The organism is Mycobacterium sp., from assembly GCF_019247635.1.
In the GTDB taxonomy this organism is placed as follows: domain Bacteria; phylum Actinomycetota; class Actinomycetes; order Mycobacteriales; family Mycobacteriaceae; genus Mycobacterium.
Window position 1 is genome coordinate 199,024 of the sequence record NZ_JAFBAR010000090.1, and the last position, 26,559, is coordinate 225,582.

Annotated in this window: 32 protein-coding genes; 13 read left to right on the forward strand and 19 right to left on the reverse strand. The window is 64.8% G+C overall.

What is annotated here, in order from left to right; translation table 11 throughout:
- Nucleotides 1–4: 4 nt before the first annotated feature.
- Nucleotides 5–448 carry a lipoprotein LpqV gene (locus tag JO236_RS15060; protein WP_416362247.1) on the forward strand — a complete coding sequence of 148 codons (444 nt, stop codon included), beginning with the start codon at nt 5–7 and terminating at the stop codon, nt 446–448.
- 84 nt (nt 449–532) lie between these two features.
- On the forward strand, nt 533–1,567 hold the full coding sequence (locus tag JO236_RS15065) for a patatin-like phospholipase family protein (RefSeq protein WP_293331621.1): 1,035 nt from the start codon (nt 533–535) through the stop codon (nt 1,565–1,567).
- Here JO236_RS15065 and JO236_RS15070 read toward each other — a convergent pair.
- The 3 genes from JO236_RS15070 to JO236_RS15080 form a co-directional block, all read right to left on the reverse strand.
- Entirely contained in the window at nt 1,564–2,442 is an 879-nt protein-coding gene (locus JO236_RS15070; protein WP_293331624.1) for a patatin-like phospholipase family protein, read from the reverse strand. The two genes, JO236_RS15065 and JO236_RS15070, sit on opposite strands and share 4 nt — an antisense overlap.
- A complete protein-coding gene (locus tag JO236_RS15075) occupies nt 2,439–3,311 on the reverse strand; it encodes a class II glutamine amidotransferase (protein WP_293331723.1) in 873 nt (290 codons plus the stop codon). Before JO236_RS15075 ends, JO236_RS15070 begins: the two co-directional genes overlap by 4 nt.
- Nucleotides 3,312–3,486: 175 nt before the next feature.
- Entirely contained in the window at nt 3,487–3,765 is a 279-nt protein-coding gene (locus JO236_RS15080) for a hypothetical protein (RefSeq protein ID WP_293331627.1), read from the reverse strand.
- 78 nt (nt 3,766–3,843) lie between these two features.
- Between JO236_RS15080 and JO236_RS15085 the strand changes: the two genes are divergently transcribed.
- From JO236_RS15085 to cysW, 3 genes are read left to right on the forward strand one after another with little or no spacing between them, the layout of a single operon-like run.
- On the forward strand, nt 3,844–4,878 hold the full coding sequence (locus tag JO236_RS15085) for a sulfate ABC transporter substrate-binding protein (RefSeq protein WP_416362248.1): 1,035 nt from the start codon (nt 3,844–3,846) through the stop codon (nt 4,876–4,878).
- Nucleotides 4,875–5,741, forward strand: a complete 867-nt coding sequence (gene cysT, locus JO236_RS15090; protein WP_293331633.1) for a sulfate ABC transporter permease subunit CysT — start codon at nt 4,875–4,877, stop codon at nt 5,739–5,741. Before JO236_RS15085 ends, cysT begins: the two co-directional genes overlap by 4 nt.
- Nucleotides 5,738–6,556 (forward strand): sulfate ABC transporter permease subunit CysW, encoded by an 819-nt coding sequence (gene cysW / locus JO236_RS15095; RefSeq protein ID WP_293331636.1) that lies wholly within the window; start codon nt 5,738–5,740, stop codon nt 6,554–6,556. Before cysT ends, cysW begins: the two co-directional genes overlap by 4 nt.
- 17 nt (nt 6,557–6,573) lie before the next feature.
- Here cysW and JO236_RS15100 read toward each other — a convergent pair whose 3' ends face one another.
- Together JO236_RS15100 and JO236_RS15105 are read right to left on the reverse strand one after the other, a co-directional pair.
- Nucleotides 6,574–7,047, reverse strand: a complete 474-nt coding sequence (locus tag JO236_RS15100; RefSeq protein WP_293331638.1) for an SRPBCC family protein — start codon at nt 7,045–7,047, stop codon at nt 6,574–6,576.
- Nucleotides 7,048–7,122: 75 nt separating this feature from the next.
- The gene (locus tag JO236_RS15105) at nt 7,123–8,202 is read right to left on the reverse strand and encodes a dihydrodipicolinate reductase (protein ID WP_293331640.1); all 1,080 of its coding nucleotides are present in this window, start codon (nt 8,200–8,202) and stop codon (nt 7,123–7,125) included.
- On the opposite strand from JO236_RS15105, the gene JO236_RS15110 reads away from it, so the two are divergent.
- A complete protein-coding gene (locus JO236_RS15110; RefSeq protein ID WP_293331642.1) occupies nt 8,195–8,353 on the forward strand; it encodes a hypothetical protein in 159 nt (52 codons plus the stop codon). The two genes, JO236_RS15105 and JO236_RS15110, sit on opposite strands and share 8 nt — an antisense overlap.
- A gap of 131 nt (nt 8,354–8,484) precedes the next feature.
- The gene (locus tag JO236_RS15115) at nt 8,485–8,622 is read left to right on the forward strand and encodes a hypothetical protein (protein ID WP_416362249.1); all 138 of its coding nucleotides are present in this window, start codon (nt 8,485–8,487) and stop codon (nt 8,620–8,622) included.
- Nucleotides 8,623–8,675: 53 nt separating this feature from the next.
- Here the strand turns inward: JO236_RS15115 and JO236_RS15120 are convergent, their stop codons facing one another.
- Together JO236_RS15120 and JO236_RS15125 are read right to left on the reverse strand one after the other, a co-directional pair.
- Nucleotides 8,676–10,310 (reverse strand): long-chain fatty acid--CoA ligase, encoded by a 1,635-nt coding sequence (locus JO236_RS15120; protein ID WP_293331644.1) that lies wholly within the window; start codon nt 10,308–10,310, stop codon nt 8,676–8,678.
- Between the two features lie 109 nt (nt 10,311–10,419).
- Complete coding sequence (locus JO236_RS15125) at nt 10,420–11,490, reverse strand: YncE family protein (protein WP_293331646.1); 1,071 nt, start codon at nt 11,488–11,490, stop codon at nt 10,420–10,422.
- On the opposite strand from JO236_RS15125, the gene JO236_RS15130 reads away from it, so the two are divergent.
- On the forward strand, nt 11,489–11,779 hold the full coding sequence (locus tag JO236_RS15130; protein ID WP_293331647.1) for a hypothetical protein: 291 nt from the start codon (nt 11,489–11,491) through the stop codon (nt 11,777–11,779). The two genes, JO236_RS15125 and JO236_RS15130, sit on opposite strands and share 2 nt — an antisense overlap.
- A 196-nt stretch (nt 11,780–11,975) precedes the next feature.
- On the opposite strand, the gene JO236_RS15135 is transcribed toward JO236_RS15130, so the two are convergent.
- Both JO236_RS15135 and JO236_RS15140 read right to left on the reverse strand, forming a co-directional pair.
- Nucleotides 11,976–12,746 (reverse strand): DUF427 domain-containing protein, encoded by a 771-nt coding sequence (locus tag JO236_RS15135; RefSeq protein ID WP_293331648.1) that lies wholly within the window; start codon nt 12,744–12,746, stop codon nt 11,976–11,978.
- 212 nt (nt 12,747–12,958) lie between these two features.
- Nucleotides 12,959–13,741: a hypothetical protein gene (locus JO236_RS15140; protein ID WP_293331649.1), complete on the reverse strand. Its 783-nt coding sequence runs from the start codon at nt 13,739–13,741 to the stop codon at nt 12,959–12,961.
- A gap of 101 nt (nt 13,742–13,842) precedes the next feature.
- On the opposite strand from JO236_RS15140, the gene JO236_RS15145 reads away from it, so the two are divergent.
- Nucleotides 13,843–14,184, forward strand: a complete 342-nt coding sequence (locus JO236_RS15145) for an ester cyclase (RefSeq protein WP_293331650.1) — start codon at nt 13,843–13,845, stop codon at nt 14,182–14,184.
- Nucleotides 14,185–14,318: 134 nt separating this feature from the next.
- Here JO236_RS15145 and JO236_RS15150 read toward each other — a convergent pair whose 3' ends face one another.
- From JO236_RS15150 to JO236_RS15190, 9 genes are all read right to left on the reverse strand, one after another.
- Complete coding sequence (locus JO236_RS15150; protein WP_293331651.1) at nt 14,319–15,074, reverse strand: hypothetical protein; 756 nt, start codon at nt 15,072–15,074, stop codon at nt 14,319–14,321.
- Nucleotides 15,071–16,060, reverse strand: coding sequence for a hypothetical protein (locus JO236_RS15155; protein ID WP_293331652.1), 990 nt, complete (start codon nt 16,058–16,060; stop codon nt 15,071–15,073). The genes JO236_RS15150 and JO236_RS15155 overlap by 4 nt, the downstream gene beginning before the upstream one ends.
- Nucleotides 16,057–17,034 (reverse strand): hypothetical protein, encoded by a 978-nt coding sequence (locus JO236_RS15160; RefSeq protein ID WP_293331653.1) that lies wholly within the window; start codon nt 17,032–17,034, stop codon nt 16,057–16,059. Before JO236_RS15160 ends, JO236_RS15155 begins: the two co-directional genes overlap by 4 nt.
- Entirely contained in the window at nt 17,025–17,498 is a 474-nt protein-coding gene (locus JO236_RS15165) for a hypothetical protein (RefSeq protein ID WP_293331654.1), read from the reverse strand. The genes JO236_RS15160 and JO236_RS15165 overlap by 10 nt, the downstream gene beginning before the upstream one ends.
- Nucleotides 17,488–18,366 (reverse strand): DUF58 domain-containing protein, encoded by an 879-nt coding sequence (locus tag JO236_RS15170; RefSeq protein WP_293331655.1) that lies wholly within the window; start codon nt 18,364–18,366, stop codon nt 17,488–17,490. The genes JO236_RS15165 and JO236_RS15170 overlap by 11 nt, the downstream gene beginning before the upstream one ends.
- Before the next feature lie 7 nt (nt 18,367–18,373).
- Entirely contained in the window at nt 18,374–19,375 is a 1,002-nt protein-coding gene (locus tag JO236_RS15175) for an AAA family ATPase (RefSeq protein ID WP_293331656.1), read from the reverse strand.
- Nucleotides 19,376–19,406: 31 nt separating this feature from the next.
- Nucleotides 19,407–20,636 carry a class I SAM-dependent methyltransferase gene (locus tag JO236_RS15180; protein WP_293331657.1) on the reverse strand — a complete coding sequence of 410 codons (1,230 nt, stop codon included), beginning with the start codon at nt 20,634–20,636 and terminating at the stop codon, nt 19,407–19,409.
- A 307-nt stretch (nt 20,637–20,943) separates the two neighbouring features.
- Complete coding sequence (locus JO236_RS15185) at nt 20,944–21,330, reverse strand: hypothetical protein (protein WP_293331659.1); 387 nt, start codon at nt 21,328–21,330, stop codon at nt 20,944–20,946.
- Nucleotides 21,331–21,402: 72 nt separating this feature from the next.
- Nucleotides 21,403–22,542 (reverse strand): FAD-dependent monooxygenase, encoded by a 1,140-nt coding sequence (locus JO236_RS15190; protein ID WP_293331661.1) that lies wholly within the window; start codon nt 22,540–22,542, stop codon nt 21,403–21,405.
- Nucleotides 22,543–22,636: 94 nt separating this feature from the next.
- Here JO236_RS15190 and JO236_RS15195 point away from each other — a divergent pair, with 94 nt between their 5' ends.
- Nucleotides 22,637–23,200 (forward strand): TetR/AcrR family transcriptional regulator, encoded by a 564-nt coding sequence (locus tag JO236_RS15195; protein WP_293331663.1) that lies wholly within the window; start codon nt 22,637–22,639, stop codon nt 23,198–23,200.
- 322 nt (nt 23,201–23,522) lie between these two features.
- On the forward strand, nt 23,523–23,858 hold the full coding sequence (locus JO236_RS15200) for a hypothetical protein (RefSeq protein WP_293331665.1): 336 nt from the start codon (nt 23,523–23,525) through the stop codon (nt 23,856–23,858).
- Between the two features lie 412 nt (nt 23,859–24,270).
- Here the strand turns inward: JO236_RS15200 and JO236_RS22535 are convergent, their stop codons facing one another.
- Complete coding sequence (locus tag JO236_RS22535) at nt 24,271–24,630, reverse strand: NgoMIV family type II restriction endonuclease (protein WP_416362250.1); 360 nt, start codon at nt 24,628–24,630, stop codon at nt 24,271–24,273.
- A gap of 515 nt (nt 24,631–25,145) precedes the next feature.
- Here JO236_RS22535 and JO236_RS15210 point away from each other — a divergent pair.
- Nucleotides 25,146–25,496 (forward strand): hypothetical protein, encoded by a 351-nt coding sequence (locus JO236_RS15210; RefSeq protein ID WP_293331667.1) that lies wholly within the window; start codon nt 25,146–25,148, stop codon nt 25,494–25,496.
- Nucleotides 25,497–25,518: 22 nt separating this feature from the next.
- The coding region (locus JO236_RS15215; protein ID WP_293331669.1) for a hypothetical protein at nt 25,519–26,559 on the forward strand (1,041 nt) is incomplete at its 3' end.

The following is a 26,559-nucleotide window of genomic DNA, read 5'->3' on the forward strand; positions in this document are numbered from 1 at the left end:
CTGTGTGCGCTGTCGTCGTCCGGGCCTGTTGCGATGGGGCACGGTCATAGTCGCGACAGCATTGGTCGGGGTCGCGGGCTGCTCGCACCCGGCCGACAACGGCAAGTCTGGGACCTCATCCGCTTCGTCATCGGCGGGCTCGAGCAACGCCGTCTCGTTGCCGCCGGGCGCCATCGGCGTGTCCCCCATGGGGGTGACGACCAGAGTCGACGTTCCCGCGGATTCGACCGAAGAGGAGTACTTTCAGGCCTGTCACGCCGCAAAACTGTGGATGGACGGCCAGCCCAAGACGGGGCAGTCCCAGTTCGAGCCGTACCTGGCGATGGTCCAGGCGTCGCCCTCGGGCACCGCGGGCAGTTGGAACAAACGGTGGGTGGACCTGACGCCGGCACGCCAGGCGGCGGTGATAACGGCCGCACAGGCGGCCGCGGCCGAGCAGTGCGGCTAAGCGAGGGTGGGCAATTCAGATCACGGGTGCAGCTAATTGTCGACCCGCCCGCTGCGGACCGGCTCAGCCACGCAAAATGGAGAGATGTCTAAGACCCGGGTCGCGCTGGTGCTGGGCAGCGGGGGCGCCCGGGGCTACGCCCACATCGGGGTGATCGAGGCGCTGCAGGAGCGCGGCTACGACATCGCCGGGATCGCGGGTTCGTCGATGGGCGCATTGGTCGGCGGTGTGCAGGCGGCCGGGCGACTGGACGAACTCGCGGACTGGGCGAAGTCACTGACGCAGCGGACGATTCTGCGACTGCTGGACCCGGCGATCAGCGCGGCCGGGGTGCTGCGGGCCGAAAAGATCCTGGACGCGGTGCGCGACATCCTCGGCCCGGTGAACATCGAGCAGCTGGATGTCCCCTACACGGCGGTCGCTACCGATCTGCTGGCCGGCAAGTCGGTGTGGTTTCAGCGTGGCCCCCTCGACGAGGCGATCCGCGCCTCCATCGCGATACCGGGCGTGATCGCGCCGCATGAGATCGACGGACGCCTACTCGCCGACGGCGGCATCCTGGACCCCCTGCCGATGGCGCCCGTCGCCGCGGTCAATGCCGACATGACCATCGCGGTCAGTCTCAACGGCAGCGAGGCCGGGGCCACTCGTGACGCGGAACCCGGTGTGACGGCCGAGTGGTTAAACCGGATGGTGCGCAGCACCACAGCGCTTTTCGACGTGAACGCCGCACGTTCCCTGCTCGACCGTCCTACCGCTCGGGCGGTGCTGAGCAGATTTGGCGCGACCGTCCCGGACAGCTGGTCGGACGACGCCGGTGTCGAGCAGCCCGCTGCGGAAGATTTCAACGACCCCGAAGCCGGGCCGGAGGTCCCCAGGCTCGGCAGCTTTGAGGTGATGAATCGGACGATCGACATCGCCCAGTCGGCGCTGGCCCGCCATACCCTGGCGGCCTATCCACCCGACCTACTGATCGAGGTCCCCCGCACGACGTGTCGCAGCCTGGAATTCCATCGCGCGGTGGAGGTCATCGCCGCCGGTCGCGACTTGACCATCCGCGCTCTGGACGCGCTGGAAAGCGGCGCGGACGATGCCGCCGCCACCGCGATCGAGGGTTAAGCAGAGCTGAGCCCCAGAAACCGGGTGACCGCGTCGGCCTCGCGGCGGCCCTGCTCGCGTCCGGCCCACGCCGACGGGATGCGGCAACGCGGGTCGATCGGATTGGGCCCGAACGCGGCCAACGATTCGTCGTCGGCGAACACACCCAATGCCGAGCCGGCGAACCCGGCGATCTCGGCGGCCGGTCCCGCACCGAACGGCGACGGCGCGTTCACACCGGCGGGAACCAGGACCACGGCCACCTCGCAGTCGTCGGCGACGCCAAGGTTGACCGAGCTGCCGACTCCGCCGTCCATGTACCGTCGGTCCCCGATCGTCACGGGCGGCCAGGCGCCGGGCACCGCGCAACTGGCCGCCACCGCGTCGATCAGCTGAGCGCCCGAATCCTTGTCGAACACAACGAGTTTGCCGGTTGCGATGTCGAGCGCGGTGAGCCGCAGCGGCCGGTCCGGCCAGTCGTGCGAGGGCAACCGCTGGGCGATCACCGCACGACGGACGGGCTCGGGGACGGTTTTTGTCGTCAGCGCCACCGCACCGATGCGCTGGATCTGCTGACTCGTCCGATCCAGTGGGCCATCGTAAGGTTCGCCCAAAGCGTCCAGAAACAGTTCGGCGATGGTGTCGATGTCGACGCCGGAATCGATCTCGGCTGACGTCTCGGCGATCTGCCGCTCGAACAGCGCCTCGAGGGTGCCGCCGGCGCCGATCTGTGCCGCCACCGCCGCACCCGCGGACGTACCAACCAGCACATCCGAATCCAGTAGCGCCCGGGCGGTCGCGGGCGACCGGTCCGCGATGCCGCGCAGAATGCCTGTCTCCCAGGCGATTCCCGCAATTCCCCCGCCGGCCAGCACCAGCGCGCGTCGTGCTGTCATGACGCTGTCGCCGCGGTGTGCTGCGCTTGCTGGGCTCGCGGGCTGAGGTCCTCGCGGCGCAACTGCTGCGCCGGCGGGTCGGGTAGTGCCTGCGTTCGACGGATTTCCAGCGCGGCGTCGACGTGGAGCAGTTCCCCCGGCTCGAGCAGGCGCCAGCGGTGCTCGTCATCCATGCGTTCGGTGGCGAACACCACGCACGGCGCCGTGTCCAGATGCGCTGACTGCGCACGAATTCGCTTGGTGCGCAGATGAAATCCGCGATCGGTGACATTGCGGTGGTCCAACACATAGAGCTCGTGGGTCTGTGGGTAACGCAGTGCCCACATATCGGTTGCCGTGGCGAGCAGCACGTTGACCGCATAGATCGGCACGTTCGCCGCCAGCCAGCGCATGGCCTCGACCAGGCCGGCCGTAATGTCGCCGCCGTTAGCCCGGATCGAGCCGGTGATCAACGCGAACACGCGCTCGGAATCCGTCTGGCCCAACACCAGATCGTCGGCGCCGACCTCGCGAAGCCTTTCATCGAGCGCATCCAGTCCCTCGACCACACCGTTGTGCGCAAAGATCCGTCCGTCCTGGAGAAACGGGTGGGTGTTGCGCACGTCTAACGATCCGGTCGTGGCATAGCGAACATGGGCGATGAAGGTGGTGCCGGTCAACTGGTGGGCCTCGGTGGCGAATTCGCAGTCCTGCCAGGCCGCCACCGGCTCCTTGTGCAGCTGCGGCCGGCCCTGCGCGTCGAAGACGCCCAGGCCGGTGCCGTCCGGGTTTCGCCTGCTTTGCTCGGCCAGGCTGTCCGGGGCGTCGAGCAACCAGAACGTCGCGGTGACAACGTCGGTCCCGGCATGCAGACCAAAGAGTCGACACATGCCGTCGACGGTAGCGGTTCGGTCCTTCAGCACGTTGGCCAGCCTGCGAACTTTGTATCAGGCTTGTTACCAGTCGATCGAATCGGAAAGTTCGCGTCTTTTTCTCTCACCCTGACTTTTATCTCCGCGCGTGCTGGCAACAGGCCGAGCATCATGGCGTCGACCCCCACCGGCACTAAAACAGGTTGTTGTGGCACGCTTTGAGCTCGCGGTGCCGTGGCCGTCCGTTGATTGCTGACACGCCGATCAGCGGTGCGAACTTGCTGGAGATGACACCGCCGCGGTTTTTGTTAATGTTCGCGCCATGCAGGAAGCAGCCATCGCTTTGCCGCGCCGCGGCGTCGCGCGCAGTAGCGGCGGTGGCATGGCCGAAAAGCACCCCAGGGCAAACCTGCACTGTTGTTGCTGATTCCGATTCGTGGCACGGTCTGCCGCGAACTTCGAGAATGCTCAACGGTATTCGCGACCGCCTATCCGTAACGACGACCCAACTAACTCCCGCACTGGAAGGGCGCCGATGTTCAAGCACCGCATGAGGACTTTGCGCTGGCGACGCCTGTCTTCCTCAGGTTTCGGGCTCGCATTGGTTGTCGGTGTTGCTGCGTGTCAAGGCGGTGGGGGTAGTGACGTCGTTGGCGGCGGAGGGCTGACCAACGCGGGCACGATCATCACGCTGGTCGCGTATTCAGTACCAGAACCGGGTTGGAGCAAGGTGATTCCTGCGTTCAACGCCTCCGAGGAGGGCAAGCGCATCCAGGTGGTTACCTCCTATGCAGCCTCTGCCGACCAATCACGCGGCGTCGTCGAGGGAAAACCTGCGGACGTGGTGAACTTCTCCGTCGGGCCCGACATCACCCGGTTGGTCAAGGCCGGAAAGGTTTCCGGGGACTGGGACACCGACGGCACCAACGGGATTCCGTTCGGCTCGGTGGTGACGCTGGTGGTGCGCAAAGGCAATCCGAAGAACATCAGGGATTGGGACGATCTATTGCGTCCCGGCGTCGAGGTCATCACACCCAGCCCGCTCAGTTCGGGTTCGGCCAAGTGGAATCTGCTGGCCCCCTACGCCGTCAAGAGCGGCGGTGGCCGGGATAGTCAAGCGGGTGTGGATTTCATCGCGAACCTGGTGCGTGAACACGTGAAACTGCGCCCCGGATCGGGGCGGCTAGCCACCGATGTCTTTGTTGAAGGCAGCGGGGATGTGTTGATCAGCTACGAGAATGAAGCGATTGCCGCTGAGCGGCAAGGCAAACCGGTTGAGCACGTCAACCCCACGCAGACGTTCAAGATCGAGAATCCGGTGGCGGTGGTCAGTACCAGCCCGCACCTAGACGCGGCGATCACGTTCAAGAACTTTCAGTACACCGCGGTAGCGCAACGGCTTTGGGCACAGGCGGGTTTCCGGCCCGTCGACCCGGCCGTTGCCAGCGACTTCCGGGATCAGTTTCCGGTGCCGGTGAAGCTATGGACCATCGCAGATCTCGGCGGCTGGCCGACGGTGGATTCGAGCCTGTTCGACAAGAACACCGGCAGCATCACCAAGATCTACCTGCAGGCCACCGGATGACGACCGCAATATCGTCTGATCCGCGCGAGCTCGTCACGCCGCCGGCGCCGGCGACTGTCCGCGTACCGGATCGGCAGGCTACCGCCTCACTCCAGATCGGGGTGGTGACGCTGTGGCTTTCGGTGATCGTATTGTTGCCACTGGCCGCTATCGCCTGGCAAGCGATCGGCGGTGGCTGGCAAGCCTTCTGGCTGGCCGTCACCTCACACGCCGCCCTGGAGTCGTTCCGCGTGACGTTGATCATTTCCGTTGTGGTCACGGTGCTCAATGTTGTGTTCGGTTTGCTGACCGCCTGGGTGCTGGTGCGTGATGACTTCGTCGGAAAGGGATTGCTGGACGCGGTGATCGACCTCCCGTTCGCGCTCCCGACGATCGTCACCAGCCTCGTCATGCTGGCTCTGTACGGCAAGAACAGCCCGGTTGGCCTGCACCTGCAGCACACGCCGCCAGGGGTGACGATGGCGCTGGCTTTCGTCACGTTGCCGTACGTGGTGCGGGCCGTGCAGCCGGTTCTACTGGCGCTCGATCGGGAAGTCGAGGAGGCGGCGGCAGCCTTGGGGGCCAGTAGCTTCAAGGTCTTCACCTCGATCGTGCTGCCGGCGTTGTTGCCAGCGTTGTTATCAGGCGCGGGCATGTCGTTTTCGCGCGCGATCGGCGAGTTCGGTTCCGTAGTGACGATCGGCGGCGCAGTGCCGGGCAGGACCGAAGTCTCCTCGCAGTGGATTCGCTCGTTGATCGAAAACGACGACCGCACGGGGGCCGCTGCGATATCGATTGTGCTGCTGTCGATCTCGTTCGTGGTGTTGTTCATATTGCGGATCGTCGGTGGGCGTACAGCCAAGCGGGAGGAGGCCGCCCGATGACGTCGACGACAGTGGTTCGCTATCTGGCCCGACATGTCGCAGTGGCCTACATCGGGGTAATGATCATCGTTCCGGCGACGCTGATCCTGTGGCGGACGTTCAAACCCGGCTTCGGCCAGTTCTACGACTGGGTCAGCACCCCGGCGGCGAGATCGGCGCTGAACCTCTCACTACTCATCTTGGTCATCGTGGTGCCGCTCAACGTGGTTTTCGGCGTTGTCACCTCGCTGCTCCTGGCGCGCAGGCGATTTCGCGGAAAAGCTGTGCTACAGGCGATCCTGGATCTGCCGTTCTCGGTCTCGCCCATCATCGTGGGCGTTGCGCTGATCGTGCTGTGGGGATCGGCCGGCGCGCTGGGCTTCGTCGAAAACGATTGGGGTGTCAGGATCATCTTCGGGCTGCCCGGCATGGTGCTGGCCAGCATTTTCGTCACCCTGCCATTCGTGGTCCGTGAGGTTACGCCCGTCCTCAATGAGGTGGGAACTGAGCAGGAAGAAGCCGCGGCAACCCTGGGGTCCAACTGGTGGCAAACGTTCTGGCGAATCACGCTGCCGTCTATCCGGTGGGGCCTGACCTACGGCGTCGTCCTGACCACGGCACGCACGCTCGGCGAATTCGGCGGAGTGATCATGGTGTCGTCCAACCTCGCTGGGAAGTCGCAGACGTTGACGCTGCTGGTAAACGACCGGTACCAGCGCGGAGCGCAGTACGGCGCCTACGCGTTGTCGACGCTTCTGATGAGTGTTGCGGTCACGTTCTTGATCGTCAAGGCGATTCTGCTGGTTCGCCGGGCAAGAGCGAATAAGCAAGCCTGACAAGGACCGCTTGCGGCTCAGCCCACCAGTTCGGCGGCCAGCTTCGCCAGCACCCCGCGCGCGTAGCCCTGCCACATGCGGGCGAATGCCGGCAGCAGCGGTGCGGCCGCACCCGACTTCGCGTGGATGATCCACTGCCAGGTCACCTTGGTTGCGGTGCCCGCGGGGTCAAAACTCCACTTGCCCTCGACCAGGCGCACCAGCAGTGCCAGCGGGCCCTGGACGCCGGACAGCGTGTAGGCGAACGACCGCGGCGGGTCGACATTGGTCAGCTCCTCGAAAACGCTTCCGCCGCCGACCATTCGGACGACGCGGGTCTGGCCCGCGGCATCCCAGGCACCCGTCTGCTCGGCAACCTGCTTGACCGGCGGCATCACCCCGTACCACCGCGAACAGATCACTGGCAGCGGTATCGGAAGGGTGCGGGCGAACGCATCCTCCACCGCGACGGGTATGACTCGGGACTGCTCGGCGACGACGGACCTGGCCATCAGATGCACTCTAGCGCGCGAGTCTCTGGCGCGAGCAGACGCAAAGGCACCTATTTCGGCGCCGAAATGGTGCCTTTAGCGTCTGCTCGCGCCAGCTGCCAGCCGGGGGGCGGCCCGTCCGGTGATCAGCGGCAGGTCGAAGAAGCTCTGGATGCCCGCCGGGGCGGCGCAGGTAGCCGGGACCGCGTTGACGCAGTGCGCCGCCGTCGCGACGATTCCGGGATGGCTCTGCAGTCCCGCCGCCACGCTCTCCGGCTGCCAGCCCTTGACCGTCACAAAGGTGTCCGGGTTGCCGCGCACTTCGATCTCGTAACGCTCGCCAGCAGGCTCGAAAGACCAAGGCGGATGCAGGTTTTCGGACCCCATCAGCCAGTTCACGGTGATCTGGACGACGGCCGTGTCACCGACCAGTGCCTCCCACGTGAAGCGGCGTCCGGCGACCTGGCCGGGTTCGATGACGCCGATCGGCGAGTCGATCGGCGCGGTCGCCACGGCCACCTCCTGCGAGGTCCGGACCTTCGGATCCGCGGCGAAGCCCAGGCGGTCGACACACAATCGAACCGACTGGATGAAGCCGCCGTCGAGCAGCTTTTGCATCGGTCCGGTCAGTGCGCTGTCCGGCGTTCCCCCAAAGCCCATCACATAGCGCAGCACGTCGGGCGCACCGTACGTGCGCAGATCCGAAAACTCCTCGGCGCGAACGAAAGTCACACCGGTGGACATCACCGACAGCAGCAACGGAAACAGCTCGGTGGCCGCGCCCGGCCCGATGCCGGCCCCGTGCAGCGTCGCATTGCCCGCCTGGGCGGCGACTTCCAGCGGGGCGCCCTCTTTCTCGCTCGGGTAGAACCAGCCGAGGGGAGTCACGACGTTCTTGCCGGAGCGCAGCAGCGCGGCGACTTCGTCGACGTTGGGCATCAACGGGGCGTAGATCACAGCGTCGGCGTCCAGTGCGAGTATGTCGTCGACGCTATTGGTCGCCGTCACCCCCAACGGTGGCGTGCCGACAATGTCGCCAACGTCCTTGCCGCTCTTGGCTTCCGAATGCACCCAGCAGCCGACAAGTTCCAGCTCGGGATGTTCCAGCACGCCTCTGATCGCCGCCACGCCAACCCCACCCGTTGCCCATTGCACAACCCGCAGGCTCATGAACACGTTCTACTCCTCGATCGGTGCCGATGACCCGTCGGGTTGCGCGGAGCTAAGCACGGTCGAAGTTGTCCAGGTGAACCCGGGGCAGACCCCGCGGATCCCGACCGGGCGGCCGTACGATGCACTCGTCATGATCGCGTCCATCGGCTCGTGAAGAGGGCCCGAGTACCGCCGCCTGCGACCACCATCGGGGGCCGCGTTGGAGCAGGGCTCTATGTCCCGGTGCCATCCCTAGCGTTCGGCCGCGCGGCGGTTGCCGGCACGGCTGCCATGACTTAGCGGGAGGTGCGAGATGCATGCCGGCCGCGGCCAGCGGTCACCTCGGGCGGCAGGATGGAAACCGGATACGAGCCGTTCGCGCAGGAACCGGTGTACATCGATTACAGCCCCAGCGGTGTCGGGACGACAACCTTTGGCACTTGACGTAACGGCTTGCGCTGCAAAGCTTTACAGAACTTACCGAAGTCGTGATTGCTTCAGTTGTGAACCTCGCTGACCTGGTATGCACCCTCCGCGTACCGCGACCGGATGGTCTTCTTGTCGTACTTGCCCACGCTGGTGCGCGGAACTTCGTCCGCAAACGCCCAACGTTCGGGCAACCACCACCGAGCGACCTTGTCCGCGAGGAACTTTCGCAGAGCGGCAGCTTCGACGCTGGCTCCTTGCCGCACCACGACGACGGCCAGTGGACGTTCCTGCCAGCGCTCGTCAGGAACCCCGACGACCGCCGCCTCGACGACGTCGGGATGGCCGATCAGGCAGTTCTCCAACTCGACCGAAGAGATCCATTCCCCGCCGGATTTGATGACGTCCTTGGCGCGGTCGGTCAGGGTGATGAAACCGTGCTCGTCGATGCGGCCGACGTCGCCGGTGCGCAACCAGCCCGAGTCGAACTTCGAACTGTCGTGCCCCAGGTAGTAGGAACCGGTGATCCAGGGCCCGCGAACCTCCACCTCACCCACGGCTTTGCCGTCGTTGGGCAGCACCTGGCCGTGGTCATTGACAATGCGCGCCTCGACGCCACACACCGGTTGGCCCTGGGTCACCCGGAACGCCCAATGCTGGTCTTCCGGGGTCCCTGGCGGCGGCCACGCCATGCTGGCCAGGGGTGACGTCTCCGTCATCCCCCACAATTGCCGGATCTCGACGTTGTGCTTGTCCTCGAAGGTTCGCATCAGTGACTCGGGCACGGCCGACCCGCCGCACGCGACCCTGCGCAACGACGACATGTCATGGCCGGGATCCTCGTCCAGGCGATGCATGACGTCGTTCCAGATGGTCGGAACGGCGCCGGCCACCGTGGGCCGCTGCGTCTCGACCAGGTGGATCAGCGACTGCGCATCCAGGTGACAATCGGGCAGCACCAGGTCGGCACCGGCCATCAGCGCCGCGTAGGGCAGGCCCCACGCATTGGCGTGAAACATCGGCACGATCGGCAGCACCCGATCGCTGGACCCGACGTCGAGCCCGTTGGCCGTACACGCCGCCATGGTATGCAGATAGCTCGAACGGTGGCTGTAGACAACGCCTTTGGGGTTGCCGGTGGTGCCGCTGGTGTAACACATTGCGGCGGCTGAGTTTTCGTCGATGTTCGGCCAGTCGAATTCTGTCGACTCGCCGTCGAGCACGTCGGCGAAGCGCAGCACGGTCTTCCCGGATTCTTCCAGTTGCGCGGTGTCACCCTGCCCGACCGCGATCACGGTGTGCACAGTGCCGAGATTGGCTAATACCGGCGCCAGCAGTTTGGCCAATGACAGGTCGACCAGGACAATCCGGTCTTCGGCCTCGTTAGCGACATGGGTGATCTGCTCGGGGAAGAGCCGGATGTTCAGGGTGTGCAGCACCGCTCCCATCGACGGGACCGCGAGGTAGGTCACCAGGTGTTCGGTGTTGTTCCACATGAACGTGGCGACCCGCTCGTCGCCGGTCACGCCGAGGCGCCGCAGGGCGTGCGCCAGCTGCGCGGCCTGCCGACCGACGTCGCGGTAATTGGTGTGCCGATAGCCACCGTCACCCGTCGCGGTGGTGACCGTTCGTCGCCCGTGGACACCACAGCCGTGCCGCATGATCGCGGCAATCGTGAGCGAGAAGTCCTGCATCGTCCCGTACATCGATGTACCGCCTTTGGGGTCGCGCGCGTGATGTCCAGTGGGCGAATGCTATCGCCGTGCGGACAGTGCGAAACGGGTTCCCCCGGGTAGCGGGCGTAACCGCAGGCCGTCAGGCGAGTGCGGGCTCGTACTGCAGCAGCTCGGGCATGGTCCACTCGGCCGGATCGTCGAGCTCCGACTGCCCGGCCGAGATGACAGGTGTCAGCGTGATCGAGCCGGCGTAGTCGGCGATGTATAGGTGAGCACCGTCGGGGCTTTCGACCACGCACGACGGCTGCGTGGCCCGCATGATGCCGACGACATCCTGGGTCAGCGTGCACAACGCCGTGACGCGGTCCTCGCTAACCAAGTAGGCACGGTCGCCGTCGCCGCTGAGGGCCAACTGCGTGACCAGGCCGCCGATCTCGGCGATCTTGCGCGTGCCGGTGATCTTGGTCGTGCGGGTGTCGACGAAGTCGACCACCGCACCGAAGTCGGGGCCGCAACTCGCGACATAGGCCATGACGCCGTCGTGGCTGATCGCGACGTCGCGGATCGCGGAACCGATGTCGACGGTTCCGAGGATGCGGCGCGCACCGGAGCGGGTGGAGCTCTTCTTCCGGCGCCAACTCGAACGTCCGTCATCGGCCTGGGCACCGGTTGCGATGACGAGCAGCCGACCGCCGGCCGGCCCGTTGGTGCCGACATACAACCGCCCCCCGTCGGGGCTGAGGCGCACACACTCGATGGTGGTGCCCGCCGTTTCCGCCACGTCGATCACGTCGATCCGGTTCGTCGTCGTGTCCAGGACGGCGATGTCAGCGCGCCAGACGCCATTTTGGCCGGCGTAGACGTACTTGCCGTCCGAACTCACGGTCAGGTCGCTGACACTGAGCGCCAGCGGATGGGTAGCGACGACCGTGTTGGTCGCGGCGTCGATGACCTCGATGGAGTCGTATGCGTTCGAAACGGTGCTGACGTACGCGCGGTCGGGGCCCATTGCTATCGCGAACGGCTCGGTGACTTGGGCGACGACCTCGAGGACTCGGCAGGTCTCGGTGTCGATGACCGCCACGCTGTCGTCGCCGTAATTGGTCACTAACAGTCGGCTGCCATCGGCGCTGACGACGATGCCGCTAATCGGACCCCTATGCACCGGAATCTCGACGAGGGCATCTGGGACATCTGTCTCGAGGCTCATGCTGGTCACTGCCTTTGCTGTGTTCGTCGGCGCGGGCGGCGAGCGACACGACAACCGCGCGCCAGACTCGCTGCCCCGGATCAATCCGCAATTAAGCACCGGATTCAGGTGCCGTTATGACGGCTTAGAAACGCTTTTGCAAAGGATTCTAGCGGCCCGAATTCTGGCCAAAAATAATTTAATTAGAGCCGTGTTACCCATGTCACGTTATAAAAGGATGCTGCGCAAAGTCCGCGAATATCACGTGGGCGGACACGCGCTCACCGGCAAACCAGGGCGTCGCACTTGACGTGCTAATAAATCCATGCTGGCTAAGCCACGGCTCCAACGCTCAGCGGACGCTCATATAAGAATGTTCTTAGACTCGCCGAACGAAAGAGTGAAATATCACACTCCGGCAGTGCGGCCTCGGCGAGGCATATCGAGCGGCACAAAGGAATCGCAACACTTAGCTGGTTTGTGTTGTTTTCGTCCCATCGGATGACTCAGCTGAACTTGGTGCGCGGCCGGTCCAGTCGCGTGCTGTCGATGATGATGTCGACCTTCTCGTTGTAGAACGCGATCAGGTTGGCGATCGCCGCGACGGCGGGTAGCGGATAGTGATACGTCCACGCCAGGTCTTGATGCACCGTGTCGCCCACCCGCACCGACCAGTAATCCGACGTCACGCCCTTGTACGGGCACAGCGACTGCGTGGGGCTGGGTTCCAGGTGCTCGAACGCGATATCGGTCGGGTCGATGTAATACCTCGTCGGCAAACCGGTTTCAAACAACAGGACCGCGGACCGGGCGTCGGCCAGTGGCAGGCCGTCAAGCTCCACCCGAACGTGGCGGTGCGAACGCAACGCGTCCACCCGCGTATACGGGTTGCGTGGGTGCCCGTAGATCGGCTCGTCTTCCTCGAACCAGCGCAGCGAATCCCAGTCGAATCGCACGGTGCCCGCGACGGGGCCGTCACCGTCGGCGTCGAATACCCGCGCGGCCGACGGGTGAGTCTGGCCACCGCCAACCAGGGAGTGCAGCCGCGACGGGCCCAACTGCACTTTCTGTGGATGGTCCTCGTCGCGCAGGAACTCCGCGCGAACGTCGGTCAGCGGAATGTAGTACTGCGGGTAGTACGGGAACTCCCACACGTAGCGCGCGGCGGTGGTGTCGAAAACCAGCTCGGGTCCGAGATAGCCACGGACCCGACGCGGTGCGGGCTCGATTCGCCCACGCGCGGCGGCCAGCTGCGGGTACTCCTGCTCGGCACTCATGCTCGGCCTCGCCTACTGACCCCGATAGGCGGCCAGGGGTGCGCTGACCCGGGCCGCCCAGATATCCCTACAACCAGCTCGGCGAGGGCACACCACCCGATGTGCCCGCCTCTGCGCGACAACTTCATTCGCGGCACGGCTGATCGCGTTCACCCTGTCAGCTTGCCACCCGCGAGTACCGTCTGCGGCGTCGCGCTGGTGCCCGCCGGGGGCTAGTGCTTCTTGTCGCGCACCTTGTAGGTCGAGGGCCACGACTTGCGCGACTCGTCGCCGGTCAGCGGGGTTCCCATCCCGCCGACCTTGACGTTATAAGCCTCCTTACCGGGCCCGACCTCGCGATTGGCGTGTTCCTGGGCAAGGTAATACAGCTCGTCGATGGTGGCCTCGTCGTAGGCGACGAACGAGGTTTCCCGCGCGACGTCCTCGATGCCGGCGAGCATCCGGTCCGACAGGTACCGCGAGGCGAGCGCCGCCGCACCCAGCAACGCAAATGGGATGACCCAGTAGCAGACGAACGACAGCGGGGTCTTGGTGTCCAGAAGCGTCGCGTTGCGCTGCACAACGGGCGGAATGGCCGACGACACCGCCATGCCTGCGAACGCGGCGATCCAGACCCAGGTCAGCACCACCGTCATCCGGCCGAACAGCTCGGTCTTGACCACATCGGGCGGCTGCTCCGCGGCGGCGAATTCACGCACGAACGGCTTACCGGTCAGCGCGCCGACAAGCGCCACAACAAAGATGCCGGCCGCGCCCAGTGGCTGTATCCACCGCTCCAAGAACGAATCACCGAGCGTAAATGCCAGCACCGCCAGCACTAAAAGTATTGCAACAGAACCGGTTTCAAGCGTATGGCCGGGCTTGCCGAGGGCACGACCGATCGCCAGCGCCGCCACGGCGATGGCCAACGCGACCAACACGGCAGTGACGAACGGGACGTTGCCGACGAGTACCCAGTAAACGATCCACGGTGCGAAACCAAACAGCATGCCCACGGTGGGTCAGTGTAGGGCCGACGGACTTGAAACAGATTTTAGGTCCACATTTCCCCGGCTGTCCTTCCGAAATATGCTGCACGACGGAAGGATTCTGCAGTGTGGGACACCGAGAGGATGGATCATGGGCGCGACAGAGAATCGGGCACTGCACACACGCTGGCAAGAGGACGAAAACCGCCAGGACCTGTCCCATCACGAGGATTACCTGCGCGCCGACATCGAGGTGGTCCAACCCCGGCGCGCAACCCGTGGTCGATATCGAGGCCTACCGGGCCATGATGCAGACCGCGTACCACGCGATGCCCGACTTTGTGGTCGAGGTTGACGACCAGTTCGCTACGGACGACCGCGTGGTATGCCGCTGGCGCATCCGCGGCACGCACAGCGCGGACTCGTTCGGGTTTGCAGCGACGGGCAAGCGCATCGAGTACGCGGGCTGAGCCTGTGGGAATTCGAGGACGGCAAGGCGCGACGTGGTTGGATCTACGCTGACCTGCCGGCGCTGATGGCGCAACTCGTTGCGCCAGCCGATCCCTAGCAAAACCCGTCGCCACGAAGCGACAGTGCGCACCCCTTACGGGGAGCCCCCCGGCGGCGCCGCACCAGCCGCGCCAGCCGCGTCCTGCAGTACCTGCCGCAACTTATCGAGTGGATCGCCAGCGGTCGGGTCCAGCCGGCGCTCCGGGATCTCCTGGCCATCGGGCGTGACGGCGGCGGACGGCGGCGGCGGGGGCGGCGCCGCCGGTGGCGGTGGCGGCGGTGGTGGCGGTGGCACCTCGGGCGGCGGGGTGTTCAACGCAATTCTCTTGGCTGCCAACCGGTTCGCGGCGTCGTGGCGAAGGGCCCGCCGCTGCGCGTCCGGATCGCTGTTGCCCAAGAAACAGGCCGGCGGCGCGTCGTCAACGACGGACAGCGCGCTCGCGTAACGCTCAAGCGCGCGTGCCTTGTCGCCTGCCGCCGCGGCCCGGTCGCCCTGAGTTTCGCGCACGAATTCCAGGTTGACCCGCACCGGGCAGGAGTGCGAAGCATCGGTGTGGGCAAGCGCGGCGGTGAAGCGACTATCGGCATCCTCGAGCCGGCCCTCGAGCACGGCGGCGGCACCCGCGGCGAACAGTGCCTTCGCCGGTTCCACCACGTTGGCCACGCCGAGGACCGCCGCATCGACCCGCACCGCGTTCGCGTCACCACCTGCGAAGTCGGAGACCGCGGAATTCCCCGCCAGTACAACCGAAATCAGTTTGAAGGCGACCAGCAGCGCGGCGACGGTCAGGGGCGCCGAGTAGATCAGCAGCCGTCGTCGGAGCCGCAGCCGTGCCGGCCTGAGCGTCACGTCAAGTCCCGCCGGGCGATGCGGCCGCGCCGGAACTCGCGGACCGAAAGGTAGATCTCGGTGAGCAGCAGCCCCGCCGCGAGCAGCGCGGGCAGCCAGTACAACTCGGTCCGTTCGACGGCCTCCGCCCCGACGCCCGTGCGGTTCGGCGCGTCCGGCAGGGCCGGGTGGAACGGCTGACCGGGATCCCGGTGTAGGTATGGCACGCCGAGCTGTCCTGCGACTCTTCGTAATGTTGCTTCGTCGATCACGTCGGCGGGGCCGTAGCCCAGCACGGCTCCCCCGTCCACCGAGGCCTGCGTGAGGTCGAAGTCGCGCCTCGGCGCTCGCGACCCGAGCGCACCAGAACCGAAGTACAGCACAATGTTCCGCGAACCCGGATATTGTTGCGCCGCCTGGATCAGCTGGTATCGCAACACGTTTCCCGCCGCGCCGGCGTCGACGTCGAATGCGGCGTCGGCACCCGGCTGGTAGGAGTTGAGAGCCGCGATGGTGGGGCGCAGACTCCAAACGTCCTCGGACAGCGGCCAGTCCAGCGAGGCCTGCGAGGCGAAGGCGACGAGCGCGTACCGTGCCGCGGGGTACTGGTTGATCAAGGCTGAGATGTCGTCGCGGATCCCCGCGATCCGTGGTTCACCGGCGGCGGGGGTACCAGGGTTGCCAGCGTTCCCGGAGATGCCGTAGTCCTCGAGACCCGAGTCGACCGACCGATCGACGATGAGGAACACGTTGAGATTTTTGCCCGCTACGCTCTGCCGCGACGATATTGTCCCCCAACGATTGTCATCGTTGCGGATTCCCGGACGGGTTGTCGCAGCGATGAGCAGTAGCACCGCGAGTGTCACGCCGCTCCATCGCAGCACCGCGCGGCCGCGGCGGCGCCCCGCCGACAAGAACACCTGGCGCAGCGCCTCCAGACGCGCCACGCTCAGCGCGGCGGCAACGACGGCGAGAATCGCCCAGGGCAGCACAGGCTGGAACGTCATCGGCGTAACACCATCAGGGCCACACACAGCACCGTCGCCGACACCAACGCGATCGCCAGCGGTACCACCGGCGCATCCCCTGAGTCCGCTGTCACGACGGTGCCGTCGGCCAGCCGCGCCGGTGGGCTGTGCGCCCGTATCTCGTTGAGTCCCGGGGCCAATGATCCCGGACCCGGTGCTAGGTACCGCCCGCCGGTCTGCCCGGCAAGCGCGATCAGCGACCCGCTCGCGGGTGACGGGGCCGTGTCGACCACATTGAGTTGGGCCCCAGCGCGTTCGGCTAAGTCCCGCACACCACCGTCGGTGAACAGTGCGTCACGACAGTCACCGCCAGCACGAAGATCTGACGGACCGAGGTAGATCACCGAGCGCCGGTGCGTGCTGCGTTCACCGAAGGCGGGAAACCCCGAGATGCACAGTGCCAAAACGTCATCCACGCTGGCGGCGTAGTCACTGTAAGGCACCGGTGGCGCGAAAGACGCAGACCGCGGCACCTGTGCGTGGGCGTACTCACCGAATAGCGCTGCGGCGTACTGCAGGTCGCGCGTCAGCGGTACCACCCGCCGGTTGACCGACGTCAGGCCGATGCGTTGGCTTGTGTAGGACGTGCTGGCCTGCCGCGCGAAGAAGTCGAGCAGTTCCGCTGTCGCGGTATCGGTCACCGGCTGCCCGACACACAGCATGATGTCTTCGGGGTGGGCGGCGTCGAAACCCTGGTCGGCCCCGGTCGGGCGGGCCGCCGCCCAAGTGGCGGCGGCGAACATGACCGTCAGAACCACCAGTGTCACGGCCATCGAGAGTGAACGCAGTCGGGCCGCTTTTGCGTACTCGGGCAACCGGGTCAACCGTGCGACGTTCGCCAGCGGGCGCAGCCGCCGGCGGGCGGCGGTCATGGGAAGCAACGCCGCCAGCGCAACGGTGGCGACGAAGCAGGCTGATCCGACGGCCGCTACCGACCACCACTTCAGGTCCACGAGCGGATCAACTCCTGCGCTTCGATATTCACGTCGGCGACGTCGGCCCGCGCCTCGGCGTTGAACTGCGCGTCGCCGAGCCGGGTTAGCAGCGATGCGGCCGCGGCCAGGTGGTTGCCGGCCAAGTCGTCGACGTGCAGGTACTGGGCCGGCGCGCCGGTCGCCTGATGCAGAAAGCTCCGTAGGGTCCGGCTGATCGCCGCACACGCCTGCGGAGCCGACATCCGCCCGGCGCGGTACTGGTCAGCAATGTGCTGCACGCGGCGGGCGAAGCGGTTGCGGATGAGTTGGGCGTGCAGCCGCCGCACGAGCGGCAATCGCCGCAGCCGGTGTGCAGGCAGTGTCCACACGAAAACGCTTGCATGCCAAACGGTTAGGGCGACCAACAACAGCACGGCCCACACCAGCCACCAGGATGAGTACGACTGCGGACCGAACAGATGGGGCAGCAGTTCATCCGGCACGGGCGGCCACCTCCGTCAGGCCGACGAGCTCACGCCGGATGTGATCGCTGCCCGCGATGGTCGCGTGCGGTATCGAGTGACCGGTCAGGAACGTAGCAAGGCGAGCGCGGCGGGCCTGCTCGGCTCGGCGGTAGGCGGCGACCACCCGCGGGCCGAGGTCGGCTCCGTTCAGGACGAAACGACCGGTGGCGACGTCGTACCCGTCGGTGTTGTCGGGACCCACCGCGGGCATGTCCGACACCATCGCCCACATGATGTCGTGGCGCCCCCTCAGTCTGGTGAGCACTGCGCTGAGTCGCTCGTCCCCGCGCTGACCCAGGTCGGGTTCGTCGGATACCACGATGATCAGCATGGTGTGTCGGTAATGCGTTGCGACGTAATCGAGTTGGGTGGTGACGTCGCTGGCGCCGGCGTCGGTCATGGTGTGCTGGTACCAGCGGTGCAGTAGTCCCTCGATGTGCGTCTCGCCCCGACGCTGGGGGACGTTCACCGAGCCGCGGCGGTCGCCGTAGACCATGCCGATCTGATCGGAGCGTCGTAGGCCGATCAACCCGACGGCGCCCATGACGTGCGCCGCGACGTCGCGCTTGCATTCCCCGCTCGGGGCGAGCGCCGACATGTTGCGACCGGCGTCGGCGACGAGCAGGATTTTGTGGTGCTTCTCGGAGACGAACCGCTTGATCAGTACGCTGCCCGAGCGCGCAGAGGCCTTCCAGTCGATGTCCCGCACGTCGTCGCCGGGAACGTACGGACGTAGGTCGTCGAATTCCATGCTGCGCGTATGCAAAAGCGCGTAGCGACCGCCCTCGAGCAGGCCGCGAGTGTCGGTGCCGAAGTGCGCCTTTGCCCGGTTGAGGTGTTTGCCCAAGATGACCTCAGGGCACGCGAACGGCCCGCAGCGCGGCGTCGACCACGACCTCGGGAGTGATATCGGCGCTGGCCGCTTCGAACCCGAGGATGAGCCGGTGCCGCAACACCCGGTGCGCGAGCTTCGCAATGTCTTCGGGCAGCACGTGTGCACGCCCAGAGAGCACCGCCTGCGCCCGTGCCGCCTTGCAAAACGCAATCGTCGCGCGTGGGCTGGCACCGTATTCGACCAGACGCGCGATCTGCTTGGGGAACGCCTGCGCGGGGCGGCGGGTCGCGTCGACCAGTTGGCTGGCGTAGAGCATCAGCGCGCGATCCATGTGGACGTGGCGCACGAGGTCCTGCAGGCGCAGCACGTCGTCGACGCTGACGACCGGCGGGGTGGGTCGCCCCTTGTCATAGACGCCTGCGTCGATGCGCGACATCACTTCCACCTCCTCCTCCGGGTTGGGGTAGCGCACGATCTCTTTGAGCATGAAGCGATCGGTCTGCGCCTCGGACAGCGGATAGGTGCCTTCCTGGTCGATAGGGTTCTGCGTGGCGATGACCAGAAACGGATCCGGGATGGGGTGCTCTCGCCCGGCTATCGTGGTCTGCCGCTCCTCCATCGCCTCGAGCATCGCGCTCTGGGTCTTCGCACTTGACCGGTTGATCTCGTCGAGCAACAGGATGTTGGCGTGCACCGGACCCAACTGGGTGACGAACGAGTTGGTCGCCGAGTCGTAGATCTGCGTGCCGATGATGTCGCTGGGCAGCAGGTCGGGCGTGCACTGGATGCGGTGGAAGCGGCCGTGAATCGACTCGGCGAGCACCTTGGCGGCGGTGGTCTTAGCCAGCCCGGGCACGCTTTCGAGCAGGATGTGGCCGCCCGCGAGCAGACCTATCAGGAGCGACTCCCTCAGGTTGCGCTGCCCGACGATCTTGGCTGCGAACGCCTCAGCGATAGCGTCGACGATGCGCCGGGCGCCATCCAGTTCGCGCTGATCCGGTTGTGTTCGTGCAGTAGTCATACGGCCGTTGGCATACCCGGGCGCCGATTTTTCACACGCCGGCCGTGCCCGTGTTCAGCGCCATCGCCAGAACGTCAAGGCGCCACAGCGATCGGAACATGTTGAGCCCGAAGTCCTGCAGGTCCGCTTTGTCTGTCTGGGTGACCTCGCGGCGTTGTGCCACCGACTCGACGATCTCTCGAATGGTGCGAGCGCCATCGACGTGCCGGACAAAGGGCAGTTGCTCGCAGTTGAGCCGCAATTTTCCACCCGGTTTGAGAATCTCGTCGCCGGACAGCAGGCACGCCGTACGCGACAGCGGAACATAGTCGAGAGCTTCAACCGTCGAGAAGTCGATCGTGTAATGCACTTTCGGACGTTCGGGCCGGCAGGCGATGAAGAAGTGGGTGGCGTTTCCCGGTTGCAGGCGTTCCATCACGGACCAGAGTTTGACCTCAGGTAGTCGGTTCAGGAGCAAGGTAAATCCGCTTTCCCGCGTCAGCAGGTCGTGCGGATAGTACGGCGTCTTATGAAACCATCCTTGAAATGTCAGTCCGGCCGCGCTGACCAGGTCAAGACTCTCCTCGACGGTGTAGCTGCGCTGACGACTGTGCAAGAACGTATCGACCAGGGCGCCGTCGGTCAGCAGGTCGCTCGCCCGCTTGAAGTAGCTCCGGACCGGGTGGTCCTCCGGCAGCAACTCGATCGCCTCTTTAACCAGTTGAACGGAGGGCTCGTCCTGCCCCAGGCCCAACTCGCGAAAGACTGATTCGAGTGCCTCGACTCCGAATCGGCCATATTTCGCGTAGAGCATGACGCCGAGCGCTCCGTCGGTGCGCAGGCACTCACCGAGCGCTTTCAGTCCTTCCGCGGGATCGGCCATATGGTGCAATACGCCGCTAGAGACGATGAGATCGAAGTCGCTTCCGAGCGCTGACGTCTCTTCGATCGGAAGCAGTCGCAGTTCCAAGTTCTGCAACCCGTGCTTGTCTTTCAGATACCGCTCGTGCTCAAGTGCAGACCGGCTGACATCGATCCCTACTACCTTTGCGGCAGGGTTCATGAACGCAAAGACTGCCGCCTGATACGTGCCGCAACCCGCGATCAGAATGTCGAGGTCCGGTCTGTACTCCAGGTTTGGCCAGAAGACCCGATGCGCCCAGTACGGGTCGAACCAATCCCAGTGGTTTTTGGTCCACGCTTCAAGGTCGGTGACCGGAGGTGGATATTCCCATCGATCGTATTGGCGGGAGACGGAGTCAACACGCGGATCCTCAACCACGTCGGCGTTGCCTCCCTCCGCACGGCGTACGGACAACGATCGCGACCAACTTACTGCGCCTGAAGGTTCTCCACGGGGTTAGATGATCAAGCCGTTCGAGCGGCCGAAGCTCTACGTGACCGCTTTTCTCGGACAGCCGCGCCCCCGTGCCCCCAGTCGGACTCGAACCGACACTGGGCGGATTTTAAGTTGGACGCCGGAGTCCCGTTTGGGTTAGCTGTAATGCGCTCCGAGGCCGAGCAATTGTCAAGAACTGTGGATCGAGGTCGTTGAGCGGCTCGTCGATGGGGCATGTTTCGTCGGTTGCCTATGTCTGACGTGAGGACGCAGGTCGGTGTCGCCGCGCTGCGAGCCAGCGGGTGGCGAACCAGCAGAACAGTGTGAAGGCGATACTGGAATAGATCAGGTTGATGACCACGCCCGCTGTTGGATCGAACCCGAGTCGGTGCAACTGGCTGGCTTTGCGGGCATCGATACCGTGGCTGAGCTCCCATGTAGTTCCCGCGATCGCGCCGACCTGCCCGGCGAGCACGACGATGATGACCCGGATCACCCAACGCGTGCCGCGCAGCACCATCACCGCGACGCCGGTCAAGCCGACCGCGACCGAGATATAGGCCAGTGCTTGACCTGTCTCGCGGTGCGCGGCGGCGAGGACCAACGCGGTGACGGCCAGCCCGACGCCGGCAAGCATGAGCCCGGCCACGCTGATCGCCAGCGGCCGATGGAACGCACGCCCGTCAGTTCCGAACATCGTCTTCGGCGGTTAGCTGCGCATGAACCGAACAGCGGTATTACGCACGGCGATACCGGCCCGTGTGCGGGGTACCAGCAGCAACACCGAGGCCGTGAATACTCCGCGCTGTCGCCGTCTTGTCATCAGCCGATGCCGCCGCTCGTAGCGGCACAGTGCGGCCGCTGGATCGCCGGGTGTACGAGCAAGTTCCTCGGCCAATGTGTATGCACCAGCCACAGCGAGTGTGGAGCCGTCGCCGAACAGCGATAGGCACGATGCTGCATCACCGACCAAGGTGACCCGGCCGGTCGACCAGTGTGGCAACCGAACTCGGCTCACCGAATCGAAGTACAGATCGTCGGCAGTGTGTAATCGGTCGAGGAATCCAGCGAAACCGCCCAGCCGGCCGGCGTACGCCTCGGTGACGAGCCGCTTGTGACTGTCGAGATCGCGTTGGTCGAAACCGGGCACGCCTCGGTGGCGGAAGATGAACGCCGCCCCGGGTTTTCCTGACCCTGGACGCACCGCGAACACACGGCCGGGAGTGTTGAACACGATCTGTTCGTCGCCGATCGTCCGGTCGACGGGCAAGGTGGCCGCGTTCTCCCCGCTCCAGCGCGCCACTGCTACGTACATGCCCATGTGCCGGACGAATCCCGCCTCTGGGCCGAAAGTCAGGCGACGAACCGTCGAATGCAGTCCGTCGGCCCCCACCACCAGATCGAAGTGTTCGGGCTCGGCCCGGTCGAACGTGACATCCACTCCGCCCCTGTCCTGCGCCAGCCCGGTGATCGAATCACCCCAGCGCATCTCCGCGGACCCGTGGGCGGCCGACAGCAGGATGGCTGCGAGGTCGGCGCGCGCGATCTCCACCTCTCGGTCACCGGCGGAACCCTGGAATGCCTTCATGCTCACACTGGCTCGCTCGTGTCCGTCGGCGTCGACGAATACGAGCCGGTTCACCCGAGTTGCCACAGCTCGCAACTGCGGCATGATCCCCATCTGTTCGACGACGGCAACCGCGGACCCTTTGATGTCCACCGGGTTCCCGCTGGATCGCTGCCCGCTCGCCCATTCCACGACCGTGACCCGAAATCCGTGCCGCGTGAGCCAGTACGCCAAGGTCGATCCGGCGACCCCGGCGCCGGAGATCAGCACACTCATGCTCATGGCGCCTCCCTCAGATGAAGTGGACGAATGTCGTCCGCTTGCATCCACGGTAGGCTAACCGGAAGAGATTCGTCCACATGTCCGAGGTGAGCAGGTGCGATCCGATGCGCGGAGCAACCGTGATCAGATCCTGGCGGCCGCGAAAATCGTCTTTCGCGAGCAGGGCGTCGACGCACCGATGAAGGAGATCGCCGACCGTGCCGGTGTCGGTGTGGGCACCCTGTACCGTCGGTTTCCCGATCGCACGACATTGATCACCGCGACGGGGCATGCGTATCTGTCGGATCTGGCCGAGATGGCCGAGATGGCTCGCCGGGAGGAAACCCGAGCCTGGTCCACGCTGTGCCGTTTGCTGGGTGAATGCGCCGAATTGCGGTTGGGCGCATTAGCTTCCGCCCTCGAGCCCACCCTGCTCTACGACGAACTCCACCGCGATCCGCAACTCACCGCGATCCGAGGCCGCGTCGCCGAGCAGGTTATAGCGATTACCACACAAGCGCAGGCCGATGGAGATCTACGCGTCGACGTCGATCCGCGCGACATCGCCCACCTGATGACCCTGCAGATCTACGCGCGCCCCGACGAGTCCTACCCCGACGCCGTCCGGCGAACGATGAAGATCGTGGTTGACGGTCTGCGTGCCAGCCAGACAGACTGACCCATCATGACGGCGACGTCACTTTCCACCGATACGAACAGCTCTCGGCCCCGCCAACCGACATCACAGTCCACCACTGACCTAAGTCGGAATTCACCGGCGTAGCCAAACGCGCTGGGGTACAACGCTTCGATCGATCAAACGATCGTGGCTGGACTAATCGGGGTGGGCACGTCCATGCCTTTCCTCTTACTGTCACATCGTGTGCGGCCCCTTCCTGTGGGCAGCCTTACACGATCGCAACAACGGTCCGACAAACTCACCACTGTTTTCGCGACGACACGCACCGGCCACTAGAGCCGCGTCGATCTAGCCTGGACGAGTGAGCAAGCGATACTCATACCCTGAGCTGGCTGGGGCTGATGCCAAGGCGGCAGTCCTGCTGATGTTCAACCACCTCGAGGGTTTGCTCAAGCGGTCATTCGCGCGCACCTACCCGGATGAGCCGTTACCAGATTCCGTCGCCGCGCTCACCAAGAATCTGACCGCGAAGGGTGTCATCACGATAGGGCTGTGCGAACGCTTAGATGACTTGCGGAACCAACGCAACCACATCGTTCACAGTGATCCGCAGGTGACCGATGAGGAAGCGGCGGATTACTACGACTCCCTGGGCGCCGCCCTGCTCGAACTGACCAACACTTCTCTCTTCCGGTGACGGCCTGCCGGGTTCAAGTCAACTGCTTGCTGACGCGGCGCTGACGCAGACCCCCCGACGCAAGCTGACCGCTCATGCGTTCGAGACGAGAACCGCCTCTACCTGAGAGAACTCCCGTGCCCCCAGTCGGACTCGAACCGACACTGGGCGGATTTTAAGTCCGTTTAACTGACGGTTTGGCAGCGTTGGTATGCATTGGCTCGATTGCAGAAACACCCTCTGGCCTGGTGTTTCGACCGCTTTTTCGTTTGTGCCGTTGTGGGCGTTTCGGGGACATGTGCATACAGAATGTTTACAACTCAGCTAATGAGGCGTCTTGGCGGGCATGGCACAACTGGCACACCTGGCACAACGCCGATTTGGGAAGCCCTTGGGTGTTTGGGACACGTAGCACTCCTCTGGGCCGTTGCAGTCAGGTCGCTCTATTTCGGCAAACTCTCATCAATTCGTGTACCAAGTCGTCGAAGTCCCGAAGACGCTTCTGCCTCATCAAGCGGTTGAACGTTTGGCCCGGAGACCAGCTAGCCGGGTTCCTCCTCCGCTCCGCTACGGCGGCGATGGAGGCAGCGAGAGCAGACAGGTCGAGGTGATACACGAAGTCAACAGCGCCCGAACCATCGGCCAGAATGCGCAACATAGCGGGCCGAGGCTCAATAGTGATCACGCCAAAGTGGGGCATCCGACCACGTCGCTGTGCGACCAGCTTGTTTCCCTGGGAAACGCAGTCCTGTGCGCGATCAGTCCTGAGCGACCATTTGGACGAAAGCCCCATTCGCGATACGGACCAGCGGCTCAACGAAGCTGGCTGGGTCAGCCTCCGGATCTGGGAACACGAAGACCCCTACGAGGCAGCACTGCGCGTCCGCGAGCTCGTGACATGTCGCCTCCGAGATCGCTAGGCGTCGATGTCACGTCTTACGCGTACCTTCGAGATGGAGTCCGATTCGGAAGGAGGGAAGAGAGATGGCGACAAGCAAGAAGGACGCGAGTCTCGCCGCCAAGCAGCTAAGGAACAAGTCCGCGACAAAGGCGCAAAAGAGCGTTGCGGCAAGCGACTTGGCACAGCGCAAATCCACGGGTAAACGCCAAGGCAAGAAGTAGGACGGATGCACGCCACCGCTTCACGCACATCGGGCGGCCCGCCTACGCCGATGCTCTCGCGCCGGAGCTGGAAACGCGGGGTCTCTCCGTGCAGGCCAGGGGATTACCGCAGGTCTATACAGCTAGCTGCTTAGATAGATCCATTCGATGAGCTACGCGGCCGGTTTGGGATGTTAGGGGTTTCGGGTGACAGACACTTCTCTCGAATGCACCGTTGAGGGAGTCGACGCCGCGACCGCCGATGAGCTGATCAGCGACTTGCAGGAGTTCGTTGCTGATAAGTTGGCGGGTGCGACCTTTGAGCGGGTCAGGGACTCGGCGACCCAGGATTTGGGGCTGACTCTGCTGATTGTCTTAGGCCCCTCGGGCATCGCCGCCGTGGCCAAGGTTCTCTCGGATTGGTTGCAATCACGAGCGGAGGCGCGGCTGAAGCTGAGCCGCAAAGACAGCAAGGGTCGCGCGCGTGAAGTTGAGGTTCACGGTCAAGTCAGTAAGGACCAGCGGGGGATAATCGAAGACTTCTTGAAAGACGATTAGTCCGTAGCGAACAGAACGCGCAATGCCGACAACCACTCCTCCGCTCGACCCTCAACGCACCCTCGCCGTGGTGTGTGGCGCGAGCGAGTGGCCGCGGCTTGGGGAGCAGTTCGCTTCGAGCACAGCTTTCGCCGCCACGGCGGGGCGGTTATGTAGCTATCTTGTCAGCGATACAGGGCTGAGCCTTGCTGACGATCGCCTTCTCAACCTGTTCGATGACGAGCGGCCGCCAGCGGACCAGTTAGAGCTAATTGGTGGGTTTCTGAGAGACCAGTTCACTCGGATGGGCGCTGTAGATGGGGCGAACGCCGCGGTGCTGTTCACCTACATCGGGCACGGAGTATTCGCCCTGCCCCCGCACCGCGAGTATTGCCTACTGATACGCGACACCCGCCCGAACCTGCTCGAAGTCACGAGCCTTCGCGTCAGAGACCTTCAGCGCACGTTAAGAGACGCCGCCGGAAGCAGTGCGCGCCTGTTCGTGCTTGATTCGTGCTTCGCCGCCGCTGCATTGGAAGCCTTTCAAGGCGGTGATGTGGAGCAAGCCGAATCGGCAAAGATTGATCAGCTGCTCGACGAAGAGCCCAGCACAGGTGTGGCAATGCTGTGCGCTGCAAGCAAACGTAATCCTGCCCGAATCGGAAGCGAGTACACGGTATTTGGCTCGGCTTTGCTTGACACCCTTGAGAACGGTGACCCCGGCTTGTCGGGACCCATGAGTTTGGCGCGCGTGTGCGAACTTGCTCGCCTGCGTGTGAAGAGGGTCGAGAACGCGCCATTGCCCGAGACTCACGACCCTGACCAGTCGGGTGTAAAGGTCTCCGCCCGACCGTTCTTCCCCAACCGTGCATCGTCCGACGACCCTGAAGTCATCGCGACGGTCGAGCCACAAACTCACCAAGACCTGACGGCCGCGGCCGTCGCCAGCCGGATCAAGCGCGAGCTGACCCAAAAGGACACCATCATTTCGGCTCACGACCTGATTACAGGGGAGTTCTCTCGCCTGCATCAGCAGCCCGAGTTGAACCTTGCCGACTACAACAACCGCGATCCAGCCCATTTC